The organism is Micromonospora sp. NPDC000207 (assembly GCF_040300925.1).
GTDB lineage: Bacteria > Actinomycetota > Actinomycetes > Mycobacteriales > Micromonosporaceae > Micromonospora.
The window spans coordinates 1-17,158 of the sequence record NZ_JBEPEQ010000073.1 but is presented as its reverse complement, the minus strand read 5'-3'; the positions used below and the strand labels follow the sequence as shown (position 1 = coordinate 17,158).

Here is a 17,158-nt window from a genome sequence, read left to right as displayed (position 1 = left end):
CGCAGGTGGTCAGCGCAGCGGATTCGGGACCTCGTCGACCGGGTCGGTACCGGCCGAGGGGGCCGGGTCGGCTCCGGTGGGGGGCAGGTCGACCACCCGGTGCCGGGGCCACGGCCGGACCCAACCCCCCATCTCCAGGAGGGTGGCGAGGACCCCGGCGGTGAAGCCCCAGACCAGCATGCCCCGGACGCTGAAGGCCGGCCCCGTCCAGCCGCTGGGGTGGCGTACCCGCAGGCGGTTGGCCGGGTCGACAAGCTCGGCCACCGGCAACCGGGCCACGTGGGCCACCTCGACCGGCTGCCGGGGGTGCACCCGGTGCGGCGTGTGCCACCACCCGAGGATCGGGGTGACCACGAAGTCACTCACCGGGATCCAGAGCCGGGGCAGCTCGGCCAGGACCGTCACGCTCGCGGGGTCGAGGTCGACCTCCTCGTTCGCCTCCCGCAGGGCGGTCGCGGCGGCGTCGGCGTCCTCCGGGTCGGCCGCGCCACCGGGGAAGGCAGGCTGGCCGGCATGGTTGCGCAGGTTCGCGGCGCGCTGGAGGATCAGCACGTCCGGGCCCGTCTCCGGGTCCTCACCGAGCAGCACCAGCACGGCGCTGGCCCGCCCCCCGGTGGCCGGGGTGGGCAGCGGGGTGAAGTCCTCCACCCGGGCCGTGCCGAGCCGTACCAGCAACGGGTCCATCCACTGCGGCGACTGTCGGGTCACGCCGTCACCGTCACGCCCAGGTGGGTACGGACCAGTTCGGCGAGGCGGGCGTCGTCGAGCGCCCCGGACACGTCGGTGTGCCGGATGCGCCCGTCGGCGTCGACGAAGAGGGTCATCGGGATCACGTTGCGCCCGACCGCCTGCTGCACGCTGTCTCCCTGGTCGTAGAGCATCGGGAACCGTACGCCGAAGTCCTCGCCGATCGACTGCGCGCCGTCGCGGCGGTCCCGGCTGTTCACCCCGATCACCTGGAACCGGCCGTCGGCCTGCTCGCTGAGGCGTTGGAAGGCGGGCAGCTCCTCCCGGCAGGGCGGGCACCAGGAGGCCCACACGTTGATCACGACCGGGCCGCGTACCTGGTCGAGGGAGACGTTCTCCGCGCCGGTGAAGCAGGGCAGGGCGACCTTCGGCAGCTGCTGCCCGCCCGTGGCGGACCCGGCGGGCCGGGTGGGTGTCGCCGACGGCGGGGCGGTGGTGAGGTCGGTGCAGTCGGCGAACGGCGAGGGCCGGGTGTTCTGCGGCGGGTCGGCTGCGCTGGTGGCGGCCGGTTCGGTGTCGGCGGTGCAGGCCGTCACGAGCAGCAGCACCGGCAGGATCAGCGCACCGAGCCACCGGCCCGGTGAACGGGAGAACGTGCTGGTCACGGTACCTCCGCTCGGACTGCGACGGCGGGGACGAGGTCGGGGTCGACCCCGGCGGCCACAGCGAGGTCCCGGGCGCGGGGCCCCTTGAGCAGCTTGGCCGACCCCTCCGGGTCGGTCGGCCCGGTGCCGTACGACGGGCAGAGCTTGACCAGGGTGCACGCCCCGCAGGCAGGTTTACGGGCGTGGCAGACCCGACGGCCGTGGAAGATGATCCGGTGCGACAGCATCGTCCAGTCACGTCTGTCGTACAGCGCCCCGACTGCGTGCTCGATCTTGACCGGGTCGGTCTCGGTGGTCAGCCCCCACCGCCCGACCAGCCGTTGGAAGTGGGTGTCGACGGTGATGCCGGGGACGTCGAAGGCGTTGCCGAGGATGACGTTCGCCGTCTTGCGACCTATCCCGGGGAGGGTGACCAGGTCGGCGAGGCGACCGGGGACCTCGCCGTCGTACTCCTCGACGAGCCGGCGGCCGAGGTTGATCAGCGAGCTGGTCTTGTTCCGGTAGAAGCCTGTCGGCCGGATCAGCTCCTCCATCTCGGTCCGGTCGGCGCCCGCGTAGTCGGCGGCGGTCGGGTAGCGGGCGAAGAGCTTCGGGGTGACCTCGTTGACCTTCTTGTCGGTGCACTGCGCGGAGAGGATCGTCGCCACCGCCAGTTCCAGCGGACCGGTGTGGTCGAGTTCGCAGTGTGCGTCGGGGTGGGTCTCGGTCAGCACCCGCCCGATCCGCCGGGCCCGACGCTTGCAGCCGAGGTCGGTCTCGTTGGCGCGTCTGGTCACGCCGGCCAGCCTACGTCGGAACGGGAGCGGACCGGCGCGCCCCACGTCGGCGTCGCAGGGGCGGCCGTCAGTCGCCCGGGGCGGAGATCTTCCCGGAGTCGTCGAACCTCGCCCCGGTCTTCGGGAAGTCGGTGCGGGTCAGTTCCCGGACCAGGCCCAGGCCCCGGTCGTCGCGGTCGATCGTCGGCTTGCCGGTCCCGTTCATGTACGTCGAGACCAGCTCGCCGTCGACGAAGGTCCCGTCCGGCGTGAGCGACACCTTGAGCACCCCGCCCCACCCGAGTCGACCGGCGTTGCTCAGGGTGTTGCCCCCACCGGCGAAGTTGCCGAGGCTGTACGCGATCAGTCGGCCCTGGTGGAACTCGATCGCCCGCAGGACGTGTGGCCCGTGCCCGACGACGAGGTCCGCCCCGGCCTCGATCATGGCCCGGGAGAACTTCATCGGGTCGCCCCGGTTCTCGCCGAGGAACATCTCGGTGCCGGGTCTCACCCGGGTCGTCTCGGCGCCCTCGGCCCCCATGTGCACCTGCACCACCACCAGGTCGGCCTGCTTGGCGGCCTTCTTGACGACCCGCTCCGCCGCGTCGATGTCGACGAGGCTGTTGGACCAGGAGTACGACGAGAAGCCGGCGACGGCGACCTGCACCCCCTTCACCTCGACCACAGTGATCTGGTCGGGGGCCCCGGTGTGGGCGAGGTCGTGCTCCTCCAGCGCCTTCTGGGTGTTGGTGTAGCCCGTCGGGCCGAAGTCGTGGCCGTGGTTGTTGGCCTGGTTGAGCAGGTGGAAACCGGCGTCGGCGAGGTGCGCGGCGTACTCCGGCGGGGTCCGGAACTGGAAGCAGCGGGTCGACTCCGGCCCGCACTTGCCGGTGCCGGTGTCGACGGTGAGCGGTGCCTCCAGGTTGCCCATCACCAGGTCGGCCCGGAGGGCCTTCCTGACCGAGTCGAAGAACCCCCGGCCGTCGTCGGGGGGCAGCCGGTCCGGGGCGTTGCCCATGATGATGTCGCCGGTCGCCGAGAGTGTGATCACCTGTTCGGCCGGGTCCGGCTTCGCGCTCGCTGGGGATCCGCCGCCGGGTGCGGACTGCCACACCGGCCCGGGAGCGGACTCGGCGCACCCGGCGGCGAGCAGCCCGACCAGCGTCGCGCCGAGCAGAACCGGGAGGCGGCGACGCAGGCGGGGAAAGGGGTTCGGAGCGCGCATCGCCGCGAACCCTACCGCTCGGTTCTCCCGCCGACGACGCCCGTTCGGAGGGCCTGCCGCGCCCCTTTTCCGCTCGACCAGGGCGGACGATCGGCGACTCCACCCGACCGAACGGCGGCGTGAACAGCCCGGGCCAACGGGGCACCCCAGCGTGAGCGGGGTCCGCCGTACTCGGCGCTCGGCCCGTCGACCGGACAGAGGACCGTGACGGCGTCGGTGGGGGTGCCGGTGCCCGGCCGTCCCAGTTCGATGATCGCCTGCGCCTTCGCCTCGGTCGCGGTGGCCACCGAGTTGACCAGTGCGGCGTCGGTGAGCCGGACGGGGACGTACGCCACGATGTTGACGGTGCCGACCGGCGGCCGGACCGCGTCGACGGTGCCCCCTGGTGTCGAACCCGCGCCGACGGGTGCCGGGACCGCGTCGACGGCAGCCGAGGGGTCACCGGTGTCGAGGACGCCGGTCGTCGGGGCGGCAGCCCAGAGGGGCAGGCCGAGCCCGACGGTCGCCCAGACCTGCACTCCGCAGTCCGTCCGGGTCACCACGTCGGCGACGTCCACCCCGGTCAGCAGCCCCACCCCGGGTCCGTCCAGGTCGAGCGAGTCGGCGAGCGCGGCCAGGTGCGCGGCCGGGTCGTCCCGGTGGTACGACATCGGGACCGTGGCGTTGAGCACCCATCCGCGTACGCCGAGCCCGCCGCCGAGCGGCCCCGAGCTGACGGTGCGTAACTGCCGTCCCGCCCGCCACACGAGCAACGGCAGTTCCCGGCCGTCCTCGACTCGGGTGGTCAGTACGGGCTCGTTCAGCACGCCGGTGACCCTACTGACCGCGTGGGAGGGGGTGGACGTGGGAGCGCTCGCAGGTGGCGCGACCGGCGATCGTAGTCGTTCATCCGGTCGGGCAGGTTACGTCCAACGATCAAGTTTCCAGGGGTGCACCTCTGATTACTGCTCACATGCGCCTAGACTTGGCGGCGCGCGAGGGATCAGCGGACGGCGAACCCGGGCCGACGGACGGCACGCGTAGGCGGAGGTGCGCGATGGACGAGGTACTGGCCCGCAGCGGAATCTTCCAGGGCGTCGACCCGGAAGCTGCCGAGGCGCTCGCCAAGGAGATGGAGACGATCGAGGTCCGCAAGGGCGAGGTCGTGTTCAACGAGGGCGAGCCCGGCGACAGTCTGTACATCCTCCTGTCCGGAAAGATCAAGGTGGGGCGTCGGGCAGCCGACGGCCGACAGAACCTGATCGCCGTGATGGGCCCGTCGGACATGGTCGGGGAGTTGTCGTTGTTCGACCCCGGTCCGCGTACGGCCACCGCGACCGCCGTGACCGACACCCGGCTGGTCCGGTTGCGCAAGCAGGCGCTGCGGCCGTGGCTGAACAACCGGCCGGAGATCGCCGAGCAGCTGCTGCGGGTGCTGGCCCGACGTCTGCGCCGGACCAACGACTCCCTGGCCGACCTGATCTTCACCGACGTGCCCGGCCGGGTCGCGAAGAACCTCCTCCAGATGGCGGGCCGGTTCGGCACCCGCGACGGCGGGGTGCTGCGGGTCACCCACGACCTGACCCAGGAGGAGATCGCCCAGCTGGTGGGTGCCTCGCGGGAGACCGTCAACAAGGCACTGGCCGACTTCGCCTCGCGCGGTTGGCTGCGGCTGGACGGCAAGAGCATCATCATCCTGGACCCGGAGCGCCTGGCCCGCCGCGCGCGGGTCTGACCTCCCGATCCCGTACCCGTCGTCAGCCGACGGCTCACCGCCGTTCCGGTCTTCGACGTCTCTTCCCGTCCGCGCGGCGCGGTGGTTCCCGTGGCCGCGCGGACGGGAGGCGTACATCGCCGAGCCCTGATGTCCGTACCACCGAAAAAGTCAGTCTTGACTGTTTGTTTGTGGCGCGGCAGGCTGTCTCCGTGCCCGCCCCCAGCCGTCTCCCCCAGCAGGAGCGCAGCCGTGCCACCCGCGCCCGGCTGTTGGAGGCGACCGTCGAGTGCCTTGTCGAGCACGGCTGGTCCGGCACCACCACCACGGTGGTGGCGACCCGGGCCGGGGTCTCCCGGGGTGCCCAGCTGCACCACTACCCCACCAAGGCGGCCCTGGTCACCGCCGCCGTCGGGCACCTGACCGAGCGTCGGGCAGCTGAGCTGCGGGCCGAGGCGCAGGCGTTGCCGGTCGGCGAACAGCGCCTCGACCGGGTCGTCGACCTGCTCGCCGCCGCCTTCACCGGTCCGCTCTTCGTCGCCGCCCTGGAACTCTGGGTCGCCGCCCGCACCGACGCCGAGCTACGCGCCGCCCTGGTGCCGGTGGAGGCCCGGGTCGGCCGGGAGATGCACCGGCTCACAGTGGAGCTGCTTGAGGTGGACGAGCATCGCCCCGGCGTACGGGAGGCCGTCCAGACCACCCTCGACCTGCTCCGTGGCCTCGGGGTGGCAAACCTGCTCACCGACGACTCGACACGTCGTTCGGCCCTGCTCACCGCCTGGAAACGCCAGCTCGCCACAGTGCTCACCGCCTAGCTCCGCCGGACCGAAAGGCGCGCCATGGTCGACCGCACCGCACCGCACGCCACCGCGCCGCTACGGATCGGCAACGCCTCCGGGTTCTACGGCGACAGGTACGCCGCCTGGCAGGAGATGCTCGACGGCGGCGAACTGGACGTGCTGACCGGCGACTACCTGGCCGAACTGACGATGCTGGTCCTCGGCCGGGACCGGGAACGCGACCCCGCGCTCGGCTACGCCAGGACGTTCCTGCGTCAGATGGAGGGGTGCCTCGGTGCCGCCCAGGACCGGGGGGTGCGGATCGTCACCAACGCCGGTGGGGTCAACCCCGCCGGGCTGGCCTCGGCGATCGGCTCGCTCGCCGACCGGCTCGGCCTGCGCCTGCGGATCGGGTACGTCGAGGGTGACGCCGTGGACCGGCCGGACGCCCTCACCGCTAACGCGTACCTCGGGGCGTTCGGGATCGCTGCCTGCCTCGACGCCGGTGCCGACGTGGTGGTCACCGGGCGGGTCACCGACGCCTCCCTGGCGGTGGGTCCGGCGATCGCCCACTTCGGCTGGGGACGCCACGACTGGGACGCCCTGGCCGGGGCGACGGTGGCCGGTCACCTGATCGAGTGCGGCGCACAGGTCACCGGAGGCAACTTCAGCTTCTTCACCGAGCTGCCCGACGGGGGCCGTCGGCCGGGCTTCCCGATCGCCGAACTCCACGGCGACGGGACCTCGGTGATCACCAAGCATCCCGGGACCGGGGGCGCCGTCACGGTGGAGACGGTCACCGCCCAACTGTTGTACGAGATCGACGGGCCCGCGTACCTGGGGCCGGACGTGGTGACCCGGCTGGACACGGTCCTGGTCGCCCCGGACGGGCCGGACCGGGTACGGGTCACCGGAGCCCGGGGCGGCCCACCGCCGGACACCCTCAAGGTGGCAGTGAACAGGCTCGGCGGGTTCCGCAACTCGATGACCTTCGTGCTCTGCGGGTCGGCCGTACCGGAGAAGGCGGCCCTGGTCCGGGAGCAGATCGAGGCGGCGGTCGGCCCGGAGGGGCTGGAGTTCGTCCTGGCCCGTACCGACCGTCCGGACGCGACGGAGACCGAGACGGCGAGCGCCCTCCTGCACGTACACCTGCGTGACGGTGACCGGACCCGGACCGGGCGGGCGTTCTCGGCGGCGGCGGTGGAGCTGGCCCTGGCCTCCTACCCCGGCTGCACGCTCACCACCCTGCCGGGGGACGCCACCCCCTTCGGGGTGTTCACCGCCGAGGCGGTGCCGCAGGACGAGGTGCCCCACGTCGCGGTGCTCCCCTCCGGTGAACGGGTGACGGTCGCGCCCCCGGAGACCCGGGGCTGGCAGCCGGAGGCCGCTCCCCCACCGAGCCCGTCCGTCGACGCCTCCCGCACCCCGTCGGGGCGACGGGGGCCGCTGGGTGAGGTGGTGGGGGCCCGGTCGGGGGACAAGGGCTCCGACGCCACCCTCGGTGTCTGGGCGCGGACCGACGCGACCTGGGACTGGCTGCGTGGGTGGCTCACCGTCCCCCGGCTCGCGGAGCTGCTCCCGGAGGTCGACCCGTCGACGGTGCAGCGACACGAGCTACCGAACCTGCGCGCTGTCGGCTTCGTCCTCCGAGGGCTCCTCGCCCCGGGGGTGGCCGCCTCCACCCGGTTCGATCCGCAGGCCAAGGCGCTCGGCGAGCTGCTCCGCTCCCGGGTCGTGAAGCTGCCGGGCGGATCGGAGGGCGGCCGGTGACGACGCTGGGGAGCAGGATCGACCCGGACGCCCCGGAGCACCTGGCGAACCGGGCGGCGCTGCTGGACCGGCTCGCCGAGTTGACCGACGCCCTGGACCAGGCCCGGGCCGGTGGTGGGGAACGGTACGTGGCCCGCCACCACGGGCGGGGCCGGCTGCTCGCCCGGGAACGCGTCGAGCTGCTCCTCGACCAGGACAGCCCGTTCCTGGAACTCTCCCCGGTGGCCGGGTACGGCACCGACTTCCCGGTGGGGGCCGGCGTGGTGACCGGCATCGGGGTGGTCGAGGGCGTCGAGTGTCTGGTGGTGGCCAACGACCCGACGGTACGCGGCGGCGCGGTCAACCCGTGTTCGCTGGCGAAGACCCGGCGGGCCGGGGAGATCGCCCTGGCCAACCGGCTGCCCCTGGTCAACCTGGTCGAGTCCGCCGGGGCCGACCTCCCCAGTCAGGCGGAGATCTTCATTCCCGGCGGGCGGGTGTTCCGCGATCTCACCCGGCTCAGTGCGGCCCGGATCCCGACTGTGAGCGTGGTCTTCGGCAACGCCACCGCCGGTGGGGCGTACCTGCCGGGCATGTCGGACCAGACGATCATGATCAGGGACCGGTCCCAGGTGTACCTGGCCGGTCCGCCCCTGGTCAGGATGGCCACCGGGGAGGTCACCGACGACGAGTCGCTGGGTGGGGCCCGGATGCACGCCACCACCTCGGGGCTCGCCGACTTCCTCGCCGAGGACGAGCCGGACGCGATCCGACTGGCCCGACGGTGCGTACGCCGGTTCAACAGGCGCAAGCCGGGTCCCGCACCGGTCACCTCGACACCTCGACCACCCCGCCACGACCCCGAGGAGCTGCTCGGCATCGTCAGCGCCGACCTGAAGGTGCCCTTCGACCCACGTGAGGTGCTGGCCCGGATCCTCGACGGCAGCGAGTTCGACGAGTTCAAACCGGCGTACGGCGACGCGCTTGTCACCGGTTGGGGTGAGGTGCACGGCTACCCGGTCGGCGTACTGGCCAACGCCCGGGGTGTGCTGTTCAGCGCGGAGGCCCAGAAGGCCGCCCACTTCATCCAGCTCGCCAACGCCACCGACACCCCACTGGTCTTCCTTCAGAACACCACCGGCTACATGGTCGGCACCGAGTACGAGCAGCGGGGCATCATCAAACACGGTGCCCTGATGATCAATGCCGTGTCGAACTCGACGGTGCCGCACCTGACAGTCAACCTCGGCGCCTCGTACGGGGCCGGGAACTACGGGATGTGCGGTCGGGCGTTCGAGCCCCGGTTCCTGTTCACCTGGCCGAACGCCAGGTCGGCAGTGATGGGCGGGGCGCAGCTGGCCGGGGTCCTGTCCATCGTGGCCCGGCAGGCCGCCGCCGCGAAGGGCCGGGCCTACGACGAGGAGGCCGACGCCGCCGTCCGGGCGACAGTCGAACGGCAGATCGACTCGGAGTCCGGGGCGCTCTTCCTCTCCGGCCGGCTCTACGACGACGGGGTGATCGACCCCCGGGACACCCGTACCGTCCTCGGGCTCTGCCTCTCCGCAGTGCACAACGCCCCGGTGGCGGGCACCGACAGGTTCGGGGTGTTCCGGCTGTGAGGGCGAGGACCACTGCGACCGGAGGGCGGGGTCAGTCGTGATCGACACACTGTTGGTGGCGAACCGGGGGGAGATCGCCCGCCGGGTCCTGGCCACCTGTCGGGTCCTCGGGATCACCGGGGTCGCCGTGCACTCCGACGCCGACGCCGACGCCCCCTTCGTCGCCGAGGCCGACCTGGCGGTACGGCTCCCGGGGAACACCCCCGCCGAGACGTACCTGCGGATCGACCTGGTCCTCGACGCGGCCCGCCGCTGCGGCGCGGACGCCGTGCACCCGGGGTACGGGTTCCTCGCCGAGCAGGCCGGGTTCGCGGCGGCGGTCGTCGACGCCGGGCTGACCTGGGTCGGTCCACCGGCCGAGGTGATCGCCGCGATGGGCGACAAGGTGACGGCCAAGACCCTGATGGCCGAGGCCGGGGTGCCGATCCTGCCCACCTGGACCCGGCCGGACCAGGTCACCGACTTCCCGGTCCTGGTGAAGGCGGCGGCCGGTGGGGGCGGGCGGGGGATGCGGATCGTCCGGGACCGCGCCGGGCTGGCCGACGCGATCGACTCGGCCCGGCGGGAGGCGGCCGGCGCGTTCGGCGACGACACGGTCTTCCTGGAGCGGTACGTCGAGTCCGGCCGCCACGTCGAGGTGCAGGTCGTCGGTGACCGGCACGGCACCGTGGTCGTCCTCGGCGACCGGGACTGCTCGATCCAACGCCGCCACCAGAAGATCGTCGAGGAGGCACCGGCAGCCCTGCCCGACGGCACCCGGGCAGGGCTGCACCGGGCGGCGACAGCCGCCGCCCTGGCCGTCGGGTACGTCGGTGCGGGGACAGTGGAGTTCCTCCTCGCCCCGGACGGGGAGTTCTTCTTCCTGGAGACGAACACCCGTCTCCAGGTGGAGCACCCGGTCACCGAGGCGGTCACCGGGCTGGACCTGGTCCGGTTGCAGCTGCTCGTCGCCGAGGGCGGGCGGCTGCCGGTGACGACCACCCCGCCGCCGCAGGGGCACGCCGTCGAGGTGCGGCTCTGCGCCGAGGACCCGGGGCAGGGGTTCCGGCCCGCCGTCGGCACCCTGCACCGGTTCTCCGTACCCGGTGTGGTGGGTGAGTTCGCGCCGACCCGGGGGCTCCGGTTGGACTCCGGGGTGGTGGCGGGCGACACGGTCGGGGTGCACTACGACTCGATGCTGGCCAAGCTGGTCGCCTGGGCCCCCACCCGGGCCGAGGCGGTACGCACCCTGGCCGGGGTGCTGGCCCGCGCCGAGGTGCACGGCGTGACCACCAACCGGGACCTGCTGGTCCGGGTCCTGCGGAGTCCCGCCTTCGGTGCCTCGGACGTCGACACCGGTTTCCTGGACCGGCACCCGGAGGTCACCACCCCGCTGGTCCCGCCCGACGAGGTTCCGGTGGCCGCCCTGGCCGCCGCGCTCGCCGGTGCCGCAGCCCGTCGGGCGAACGCCCCGGTGCTCGCTGGGCTGCCCTCCGGGTGGCGCAACGTTCCGGCGTTCCCACAGGCGACAGGCTTCTCCCACGCCGGCCGACAGGTCGAGGTCCGGTACCGGCTGGACCGCGTGGGCGCGCTCGCCGAGTGGAGCACCGACCCACCCGACGATCGGCAGGTGACGCTCGTCGACGCCACCGCCGACCGGGTGGTCCTCGACGTCGACGGGGTCCGGCGGACGGTACGCGTACACCGGGTGGGGTCGTCGGTCTTCGTGGACGGCCCGGACGGGGCTGTGGACCTGGTCGAGCTGCCGCGCCTGCCCGAGCCCACCCGCCCACCGGTGACCGGATCCCTCTTCGCGCCGCTGCCCGGCACCGTCACCCGGGTACACGCCCGGATCGGGCAGCGGGTCGACGTCGGTGACCCCCTGCTGACGGTGGAGGCGATGAAGTTGGAACACCAGGTGCTGGCCCCGACCGCCGGGGTGGTCACCGGCCTGCCCGTCGAGACCGGGGGCCTGGTCGAGACGGGCGCGGTCCTGGCCGTCGTCACCCCCGACGAGGCAACCACCGCCAGAGCAGGCACCGACGGAACAGGCACCGACGGAGCAGGCACCGACGGGTCGGTGTCCGGCGGGGAGGGCCGGTGAACCTCGACCTCACCGACGAGCAGGCGCAGCTGCGTGACGCCGTCCGGGCGTTGGGGCGGCGCTACGGGCACGGCTACTTCGTGGCCAAGGCCAAGGCCGGGGAGCACACCACCGAGCTGTGGGCCGACGCCGGTCGGCTGGGGTACCTCGGGGTCAACCTGCCCACCGAGTACGGCGGTGGCGGTGGCGGCATCACCGAACTGGCTGTGGTCTGCGAGGAGTTGGCGGCCGCCGGATGCCCGTTGCTGCTCCTGGTGGTCTCCCCGGCCATCGCCGGTACGGTGATCGCCCGGCACGGCACCGAGGAGCAGCGCCGCCGTTTCCTGCCGGGGCTGGCCGACGGTTCGTCGAAGGTGGCCTTCGCGATCACCGAACCGGACGCGGGGTCGAACTTCCACCGCCTCGGCACCGTGGCCCGACCCGACGGGAACGACTGGCTGATCACCGGCGACAAGTGCTACATCTCCGGAGTCGACGAGGCCGGACACGTCCTGGTCGTCGCCCGGGTCCCGCAGGAGTCACCGGCCGCAGACGACCGCCCGGTCGAACACGACCGCCCGGTGGGCAACGGCCGGGACGGCCGTCCGGTCGGGGACGGTCGGCCCGGCGAGCCCCGGTTGAGGCCGGCGTTGTTCGTCGTGCCGACCGACGCCCCCGGGCTCACCCGGACCCGGCTGGAGATGGAGATCGTCTCGCCGGAGAACCAGTTCCTGCTCCACCTCGACGAGGTACGGGTGCCGGGCGACGCGCTGGTCGGCGGATCGGTCGACACCGGCCTCCCGGCGCTGTTCGCCGGGCTGAACCCGGAGCGGATCACGGTGGCCGCGATGAGTGTCGGCACGGGGCGGTACGCCATCGAGCGGGCCTCCGCCTACGCCGCCACCCGTACGGTCTGGCAGGGCCGCCCCATCGGCACCCACCAGGGGTCTCCCATCCTCTCGCCCACGCGACGGTGCAGGTGGAGCTGGCCCGGCTGATGGTCTACCAGGCGGCCACCCGGTACGACGCCGGACGGGACGTCGAGGCGGGGGTCGCCGCCAACATGGCCAAGTACGCCGCCGGTGAGGCCGCCGCACTGGCTGTGGACACCGCAGTGCAGACCCTCGGCGGGGCCGGTCTGACCACCGAGTACGGCGTGGCCACCCTGCTCGGCGCGGTACGTGCCGGTCGGATCGCCCCGGTCAGCCGGGAGATGATCCTCAACTTCGTGGCCCAGCACGTCCTCGGCCAGGCGAAGTCGTACTGACCCCGCGACGGCGGGTGACGGAGCGAGCCCCCGGCGTCGACGGGGTCGTGGAGGCGGTTGACATCGAGGCCAGCACGTACATGCTTGTCGGGTGAGGACATTGCGCCCGAGGCAGGCCCGGGTGGTGGCGGTGGTCGCGTCGCTGACGGCGGTCGCCCTCCTGCTGGCGGTGGTGTTGTGGCGACACGAGGGGACCGTCGCCGTCGGCATGGCCCTGCTCTGTGTCCTCTGCACAGTGGTCGCCGGGGTGACGGCGAGCGCGAGCCGGTACGAACCGGACCCCCTGCCCCGGGGCGGCTCGCCGGAGCAGTTCGTCCCCGCGTCGGCGAACATCGACGCGGACACCCTCGACACCTTCGACAGCCGGGACGCGCTGCACGCCGTGGACGTCCGGCAGCGTCGAGCCGACCGGCTGAGCTGACCGGCGACGCCGACCGGCCCGGCAGCGTCGAGCCGACCGGCTGAGCTGACCGGCAACGCCGACCGGCAGCCGAGGGACTGAGCCGACCGGCAGTACCGACCGGCAGAGGGGCGGTCAGCGGTCGGTGAGGGTGGGCACCGCGAGCCCGTCGACCCCACGCCCGGCCAGGCAGCGGAACGTCCGGTCGTCTCCGGCCGGTGGCAGCACCTCAAGGCTCCACTCGTTGGGTGCCAGGCCACTTGTCAGCCGGAAGGTCTGCGGGCCGCACACCCGCTGCACCGCCGGGTCGTCACGCACCTGCGCGTGCCCGGCTCCGACGAGTTCGGCGGGCAGTTCCCCCTCGGCGTAGCTCTCCCAGGTGTGCCGACCCTCGCAGGAGACGCGGGCCGCCTCGACCTGTCCACCCCGGACCCGGACCGGGCCGAAGCACTCCAGTTCGGGGGCGCACCGGGCACCGGCGGGCAGCGTGACGGGGCCGCCGCTCGGGGCGGGCAGGCATCCCGGCAGGGGACCCGCCTGACCCATCGGGTCAGAGGTGCGGCTGACCACCGAGGTCGGTGCCGCCCAGTAGGGGGTTCCGCCGGCCACCCAGGCTCCGGCGGCGGCCGACCCGGCCAGGGCGAGGACCCCTGCCCCACCGAAGAAGAGCCGACGTCGCCACCGGTTCGGGGTGGGCACCGTGGGGTGGCCGTCCTCCTCGACCTCGCGACGCGGGGCGTCCTGCTCGGCGTCGTCGGTCGTGGCGTCGCCGGGCGGCCGGACCGTGCCGAGCGGAACGCCGGGGTGGAGCTGCCCGTTCAGCGGTACGCCGCCGGAGGTGCCGGGGGCGATCCCGAGGCCGGTGAGCATGGCGTGCAGCTCCACCGCCGAGGGGCGGTTCGCCGGGTCGTTGTCCATCCCGGTTCGCAGCACGTCGAGCAGTTCCGGCGGCACGTCGGGCAGGTCGGGGATGGGCTGGTGGAACATCTCCAGCACGGTGACCAGGCTGGGATTGCGGTCGGTGCCCCAGCGTGGCGGGCGACCGGACATCACCGCGTAGAGGGTGGCGCAGAGCGCGTAGACGTCGACAGCCGGCGAGGGCGGGCTGTGGTTGAACATCTCCGGTGGCGCGTACGCCGGGGTCAGCACCTCCAACGCGACCGAGGCGTCACGCATCTCGGCCACCACGGCGAGCCCGAAGTCGGCGAGGACCGCCGAGTTGAAGTGCGAGTAGAGGATGTTCGCCGGCTTGACGTCCCGGTGCAGGACACCTGCCGCGTGCGAGTGGGCGACAGCGTCGGCGATCTTGATCCCGAGGTCGCAGGCCTCGACCGGCCCCAGGGGGGAGGTCCGCATCCGCTCGGCGTACGAACCGTCGCAGAGCTCCATGATCAGATAGGGGTGCTGGTCGACGGTGACGCCGACGTCGAAGAGGTCCACCACGTGGGGGTGCGACGACATCCGACCGGCGGCTCGCGCCTCGCGCAGGAACCGGGCCTGGTCCCGCTCGCTGTCGAGCGTCCGGTTCTCGACCTTGACAGCCACCTCGCGCCCCACCGAGATCTGCACGGCCCGGTAGATGGTCGCGTAACCGCCTCGGGCAAAGACTTCCAAGTCGGTCAGACCAGGCACAATGGGTGGCGGGATGGCCCCTGGCGGTGTGTCGGTCACGGCTCGAAAATACCCAACTCGATTGGCGACTCAGTCAGCCGTGTCCGCGCGGGCGGCGGTGGCGGCCGTCGCAGAACCGCCTTTACCAGCCGAAACACTGGCACTCCCGGCGGCGCCCGACCCGGAACGGGCGGTGCTCCCGGCCTCGGTTGGACCGTTCGCCGTCGAACGCCGGGCGTCCAGCCAGAGGCCGACGGCGGTGGCCGCCGCACCGATGCCCTCCCAGAGGGCCACCCCGAAGAACCGGTCCGGGGCGATGCCGGCCACCACCGCGATGCTGAAGACGGCGAACGTCACCAGCCTGAAGACGACTGTGAACCGGTAGAAGGACCGCCACTCGGTGGCGGCGGCAAGCAGGTAGTAGACCCCCATGTTGAACGCTGCCATCGAGGAGGCCAGCAGGAAGGTGCCGGTGTAGTCCCCCGGGGCGCGCTCGGTGGGAATCTCGAAGCCGAGCATCTGCAACTGGGCCTGCGGCCAGAGCAGACCGACCGCCCCCATCACCAGTGCCAGGACGCCGAAGACCGCGATCGTCCAGCCCGCGATGGAACGCGGCAACCTCATGACACCCCTCTTCCGGTGCCGCCACCGACACCACTGTGGAGACCTGTACGCGACACGCTAGTCGCTCACCCCGACATCGCGCATCGGCAGAACCGGTGACACCCCGCAACCGCAGGTCGGCGCGGCGAGCGACGTCACACAGCGTCAGGTGACGGTACGCAGCCGGTTGTGCAGTGTGGTGGCGGCCAGCCGTTCACCCACCTGCTCGGTGGCGAAGGCCAGCCGTACCGCGTCCTCGGCACTCGTCAACGCCTCGGCCGGCAACCCGTTCGCGAGCAACGCCTCGGCCAGCACCCCGGCGGTGACCACCTGACTTCGGACGTCCTCTGCCGGGGTGTCCACAGCCCGCCGCGCCCAGTCCAACGCCTGCTCCCGCTGCCCGTGTGCGAGCAGCGCGGAGGCGTACCGGGCCAGGGTGTGCCGACGGGAGAACAGCAGCGACGGGCCCCCGGCCGCCGCCACCGTCGCCACCGGGGCCAGCAGCCCCACCGCCGTCGCCGGATCCCCGGCCGCCAGTCGGGCGGTGGCCAGCAGCACCCGAGGCCCCACCTGGGCCGGGGCCTGCGGATTGTGCGGTTCGACGGCGGTGAGGACGGTCCGGGCCGCCCGCTCGGCGGCCTCCCAGTCCCCCGTCTCCAACGCCACGAACCCGCGCAGCGTCCCCGCCATCCCGGTCAGCAGCGGATGCGAGGTCCGGTCGGCGTACCCCTGGGCGTCGGCGAGCAGGTCCGCGGCGTGCTCCGGCTCACCCAGCCCCCGCGCCACCACCCCCCGCACCACCAGGGCGAAGCCCTGCCCCCAGTCGTCGGAGACCTCGGCGAACTCCCGGTACGCCCGACGGGCACCCCGGTCGGCCTCGGCCAGGTCCCCCAGTTCGGCGGCGGCGAACGCCTCCACCGCCCGCAGCGTCCCCACCGCCCACGCCTCGCCGACCCGCTCCCCGAAGGGCAGGAACACCCGGGCCAACCGGCCCGCCTCCCGCAGTCGCCCGGCCAACAGCCTGGCGTACGCGGTGGTGCCGCGCAGCCACGCCCGCCCGTACGGGTCACGCAGCTCGGCGAAGAGCCGGGCGGCCCGCCCGAGCACCGCGTCGGTGCCGGCGAAGTCGCCCCGGGTGGTGGTCACCCAGGCCAGGTTCTGCAACGACCAGGCCTGCCCCCGGGGGTCCTGGGCGGCGAGGCTGACCTGGTACGCGGCGGCCAACCTGCTGCTCGCCTGCCCCAACCGCCCGGTGACGAAGTCGGTCATGCCCAGCCGTCGCATCGCCGAGGCCCGCAGGGTGGGCACCGCACCGGCCGTCGCCACCTGCTGGGCCTCCTCCCAGGCGGCCACCGCCCGGTCCTGCTCACCGAGGGTCTGGTGGGCCTGCCCGGCCAGCAGGAGGGCGCTGGCCCGGGTCGCGTCGTCACCGGTGTTTGCGGCGATCTTCTCCGCCGAGGCGAGCGCGTCGTGCACCCGTCCCACCTGCAACAACGCTCGGGCGTGCACCACCCGGTCGGCGGCGGGCACCCCGTCGCGGGCCAGTTCGGCGGCGCGGTCGGCGTACTCCACAGCCGTGGTGGGCTCCCCGGCGGCCAGGGACCGCCGGGCCGACCTGCCCAACGCCGCCACTCCCAGCCCCGCCACGGAGCGGGCCGGCGAGTCGGGACGCAGCCCCACCGCGTCGGCCAGGGCCACCGCCCGCTCGGCGTGACCGGCCACGAAGTCGTCCCGGGCCTGCTCGGTGAGGCCGAGGGCGGAGGGGCCGGACGCCGCCCAGCGCGCCAGTGCGGCGTGCCGCTCGGCCAACTCGGCCTTGCTCACCCCGGCGTACGCGGCCTCCCGCATCAGCGGGGTCGCGAAGGCGTACCCGGCACGGGTCCGGTGCAGCATCCGGCGTTGCAGCAACTCGTCGATCGCCCGGTCGAGTTCCACAGCCACCACCGCCGCCGGGCGGACGTCCCGACCGGCGCGCTGCTCACGCAGCGCCTCAAGGGTCCCGGGGGCGACCGTGTCACCGACCACCGCGGCGTCGCGCAGCAC

At 73.2% G+C, this 17,158-nt stretch carries 14 protein-coding genes and 2 pseudogenes; 8 read left to right on the top strand and 8 right to left on the bottom strand.

The annotated features are described in order from the left end of the window. Positions 1-9: 9 nt before the first annotated feature. The 5 genes from ABT336_RS18350 to ABT336_RS18330 all read right to left on the bottom strand — a co-directional run bounded on the left by ABT336_RS18350 (position 10) and on the right by ABT336_RS18330 (position 4,138). On the bottom strand, positions 10-708 hold the full coding sequence (locus ABT336_RS18350) for an NUDIX hydrolase (RefSeq protein WP_350897818.1): 699 nt from the start codon (positions 706-708) through the stop codon (positions 10-12). Further along, entirely contained in the window at positions 705-1,352 is a 648-nt protein-coding gene (locus tag ABT336_RS18345) for a TlpA family protein disulfide reductase (RefSeq protein WP_350897817.1), read from the bottom strand. Before ABT336_RS18345 ends, ABT336_RS18350 begins: the two co-directional genes overlap by 4 nt. Continuing rightward, a complete protein-coding gene (gene nth, locus ABT336_RS18340) occupies positions 1,349-2,128 on the bottom strand; it encodes an endonuclease III (protein WP_350897816.1) in 780 nt (259 codons plus the stop codon). Before nth ends, ABT336_RS18345 begins: the two co-directional genes overlap by 4 nt. Before the next feature lie 67 nt (positions 2,129-2,195). Further along, positions 2,196-3,332, bottom strand: a complete 1,137-nt coding sequence (locus tag ABT336_RS18335; protein ID WP_350897815.1) for a CapA family protein — start codon at positions 3,330-3,332, stop codon at positions 2,196-2,198. Positions 3,333-3,343: 11 nt separating this feature from the next. Continuing rightward, complete coding sequence (locus tag ABT336_RS18330; RefSeq protein ID WP_350897814.1) at positions 3,344-4,138, bottom strand: adenosylcobinamide amidohydrolase; 795 nt, start codon at positions 4,136-4,138, stop codon at positions 3,344-3,346. Positions 4,139-4,368: 230 nt separating this feature from the next. Here ABT336_RS18330 and ABT336_RS18325 point away from each other — a divergent pair, with 230 nt between their 5' ends. The 8 genes and pseudogenes from ABT336_RS18325 to ABT336_RS18295 all read left to right on the top strand — a co-directional run bounded on the left by ABT336_RS18325 (position 4,369) and on the right by ABT336_RS18295 (position 12,922). Beyond that, positions 4,369-5,046, top strand: coding sequence for a Crp/Fnr family transcriptional regulator (locus ABT336_RS18325; RefSeq protein ID WP_007073398.1), 678 nt, complete (start codon positions 4,369-4,371; stop codon positions 5,044-5,046). Positions 5,047-5,237: 191 nt separating this feature from the next. Continuing rightward, a complete protein-coding gene (locus ABT336_RS18320; RefSeq protein ID WP_350897813.1) occupies positions 5,238-5,840 on the top strand; it encodes a TetR/AcrR family transcriptional regulator in 603 nt (200 codons plus the stop codon). A gap of 24 nt (positions 5,841-5,864) precedes the next feature. Further along, a complete protein-coding gene (locus ABT336_RS18315; RefSeq protein WP_350897812.1) occupies positions 5,865-7,574 on the top strand; it encodes an acyclic terpene utilization AtuA family protein in 1,710 nt (569 codons plus the stop codon). Further along, positions 7,571-9,172, top strand: coding sequence for an acyl-CoA carboxylase subunit beta (locus tag ABT336_RS18310; RefSeq protein WP_350897811.1), 1,602 nt, complete (start codon positions 7,571-7,573; stop codon positions 9,170-9,172). Before ABT336_RS18315 ends, ABT336_RS18310 begins: the two co-directional genes overlap by 4 nt. A 37-nt stretch (positions 9,173-9,209) precedes the next feature. Continuing rightward, positions 9,210-11,255 (top strand): acetyl/propionyl/methylcrotonyl-CoA carboxylase subunit alpha, encoded by a 2,046-nt coding sequence (locus tag ABT336_RS18305; protein WP_350897810.1) that lies wholly within the window; start codon positions 9,210-9,212, stop codon positions 11,253-11,255. Continuing rightward, positions 11,252-11,764: pseudogene (locus tag ABT336_RS27540) on the top strand (acyl-CoA dehydrogenase family protein); the annotation flags it as partial. The gene ABT336_RS18305 and the pseudogene ABT336_RS27540, both read left to right, overlap by 4 nt. 108 nt (positions 11,765-11,872) lie before the next feature. Next, positions 11,873-12,501, top strand: a pseudogene (locus tag ABT336_RS27535) (acyl-CoA dehydrogenase family protein); the annotation flags it as partial. Between the two features lie 91 nt (positions 12,502-12,592). Beyond that, positions 12,593-12,922, top strand: coding sequence for a hypothetical protein (locus tag ABT336_RS18295; RefSeq protein ID WP_350897809.1), 330 nt, complete (start codon positions 12,593-12,595; stop codon positions 12,920-12,922). A gap of 114 nt (positions 12,923-13,036) precedes the next feature. Here the strand turns inward: ABT336_RS18295 and ABT336_RS18290 are convergent, their stop codons facing one another. The 3 genes from ABT336_RS18290 to ABT336_RS18280 form a co-directional block, all read right to left on the bottom strand. After that, entirely contained in the window at positions 13,037-14,572 is a 1,536-nt protein-coding gene (locus ABT336_RS18290) for a serine/threonine-protein kinase (protein ID WP_350897808.1), read from the bottom strand. A gap of 30 nt (positions 14,573-14,602) precedes the next feature. Beyond that, the gene (locus ABT336_RS18285) at positions 14,603-15,136 is read right to left on the bottom strand and encodes a hypothetical protein (protein ID WP_350897807.1); all 534 of its coding nucleotides are present in this window, start codon (positions 15,134-15,136) and stop codon (positions 14,603-14,605) included. 144 nt (positions 15,137-15,280) lie between these two features. Further along, on the bottom strand, positions 15,281-17,158 hold a 1,878-nt coding region (locus ABT336_RS18280; RefSeq protein ID WP_502891201.1), incomplete at its 5' end, for an ATP-binding protein.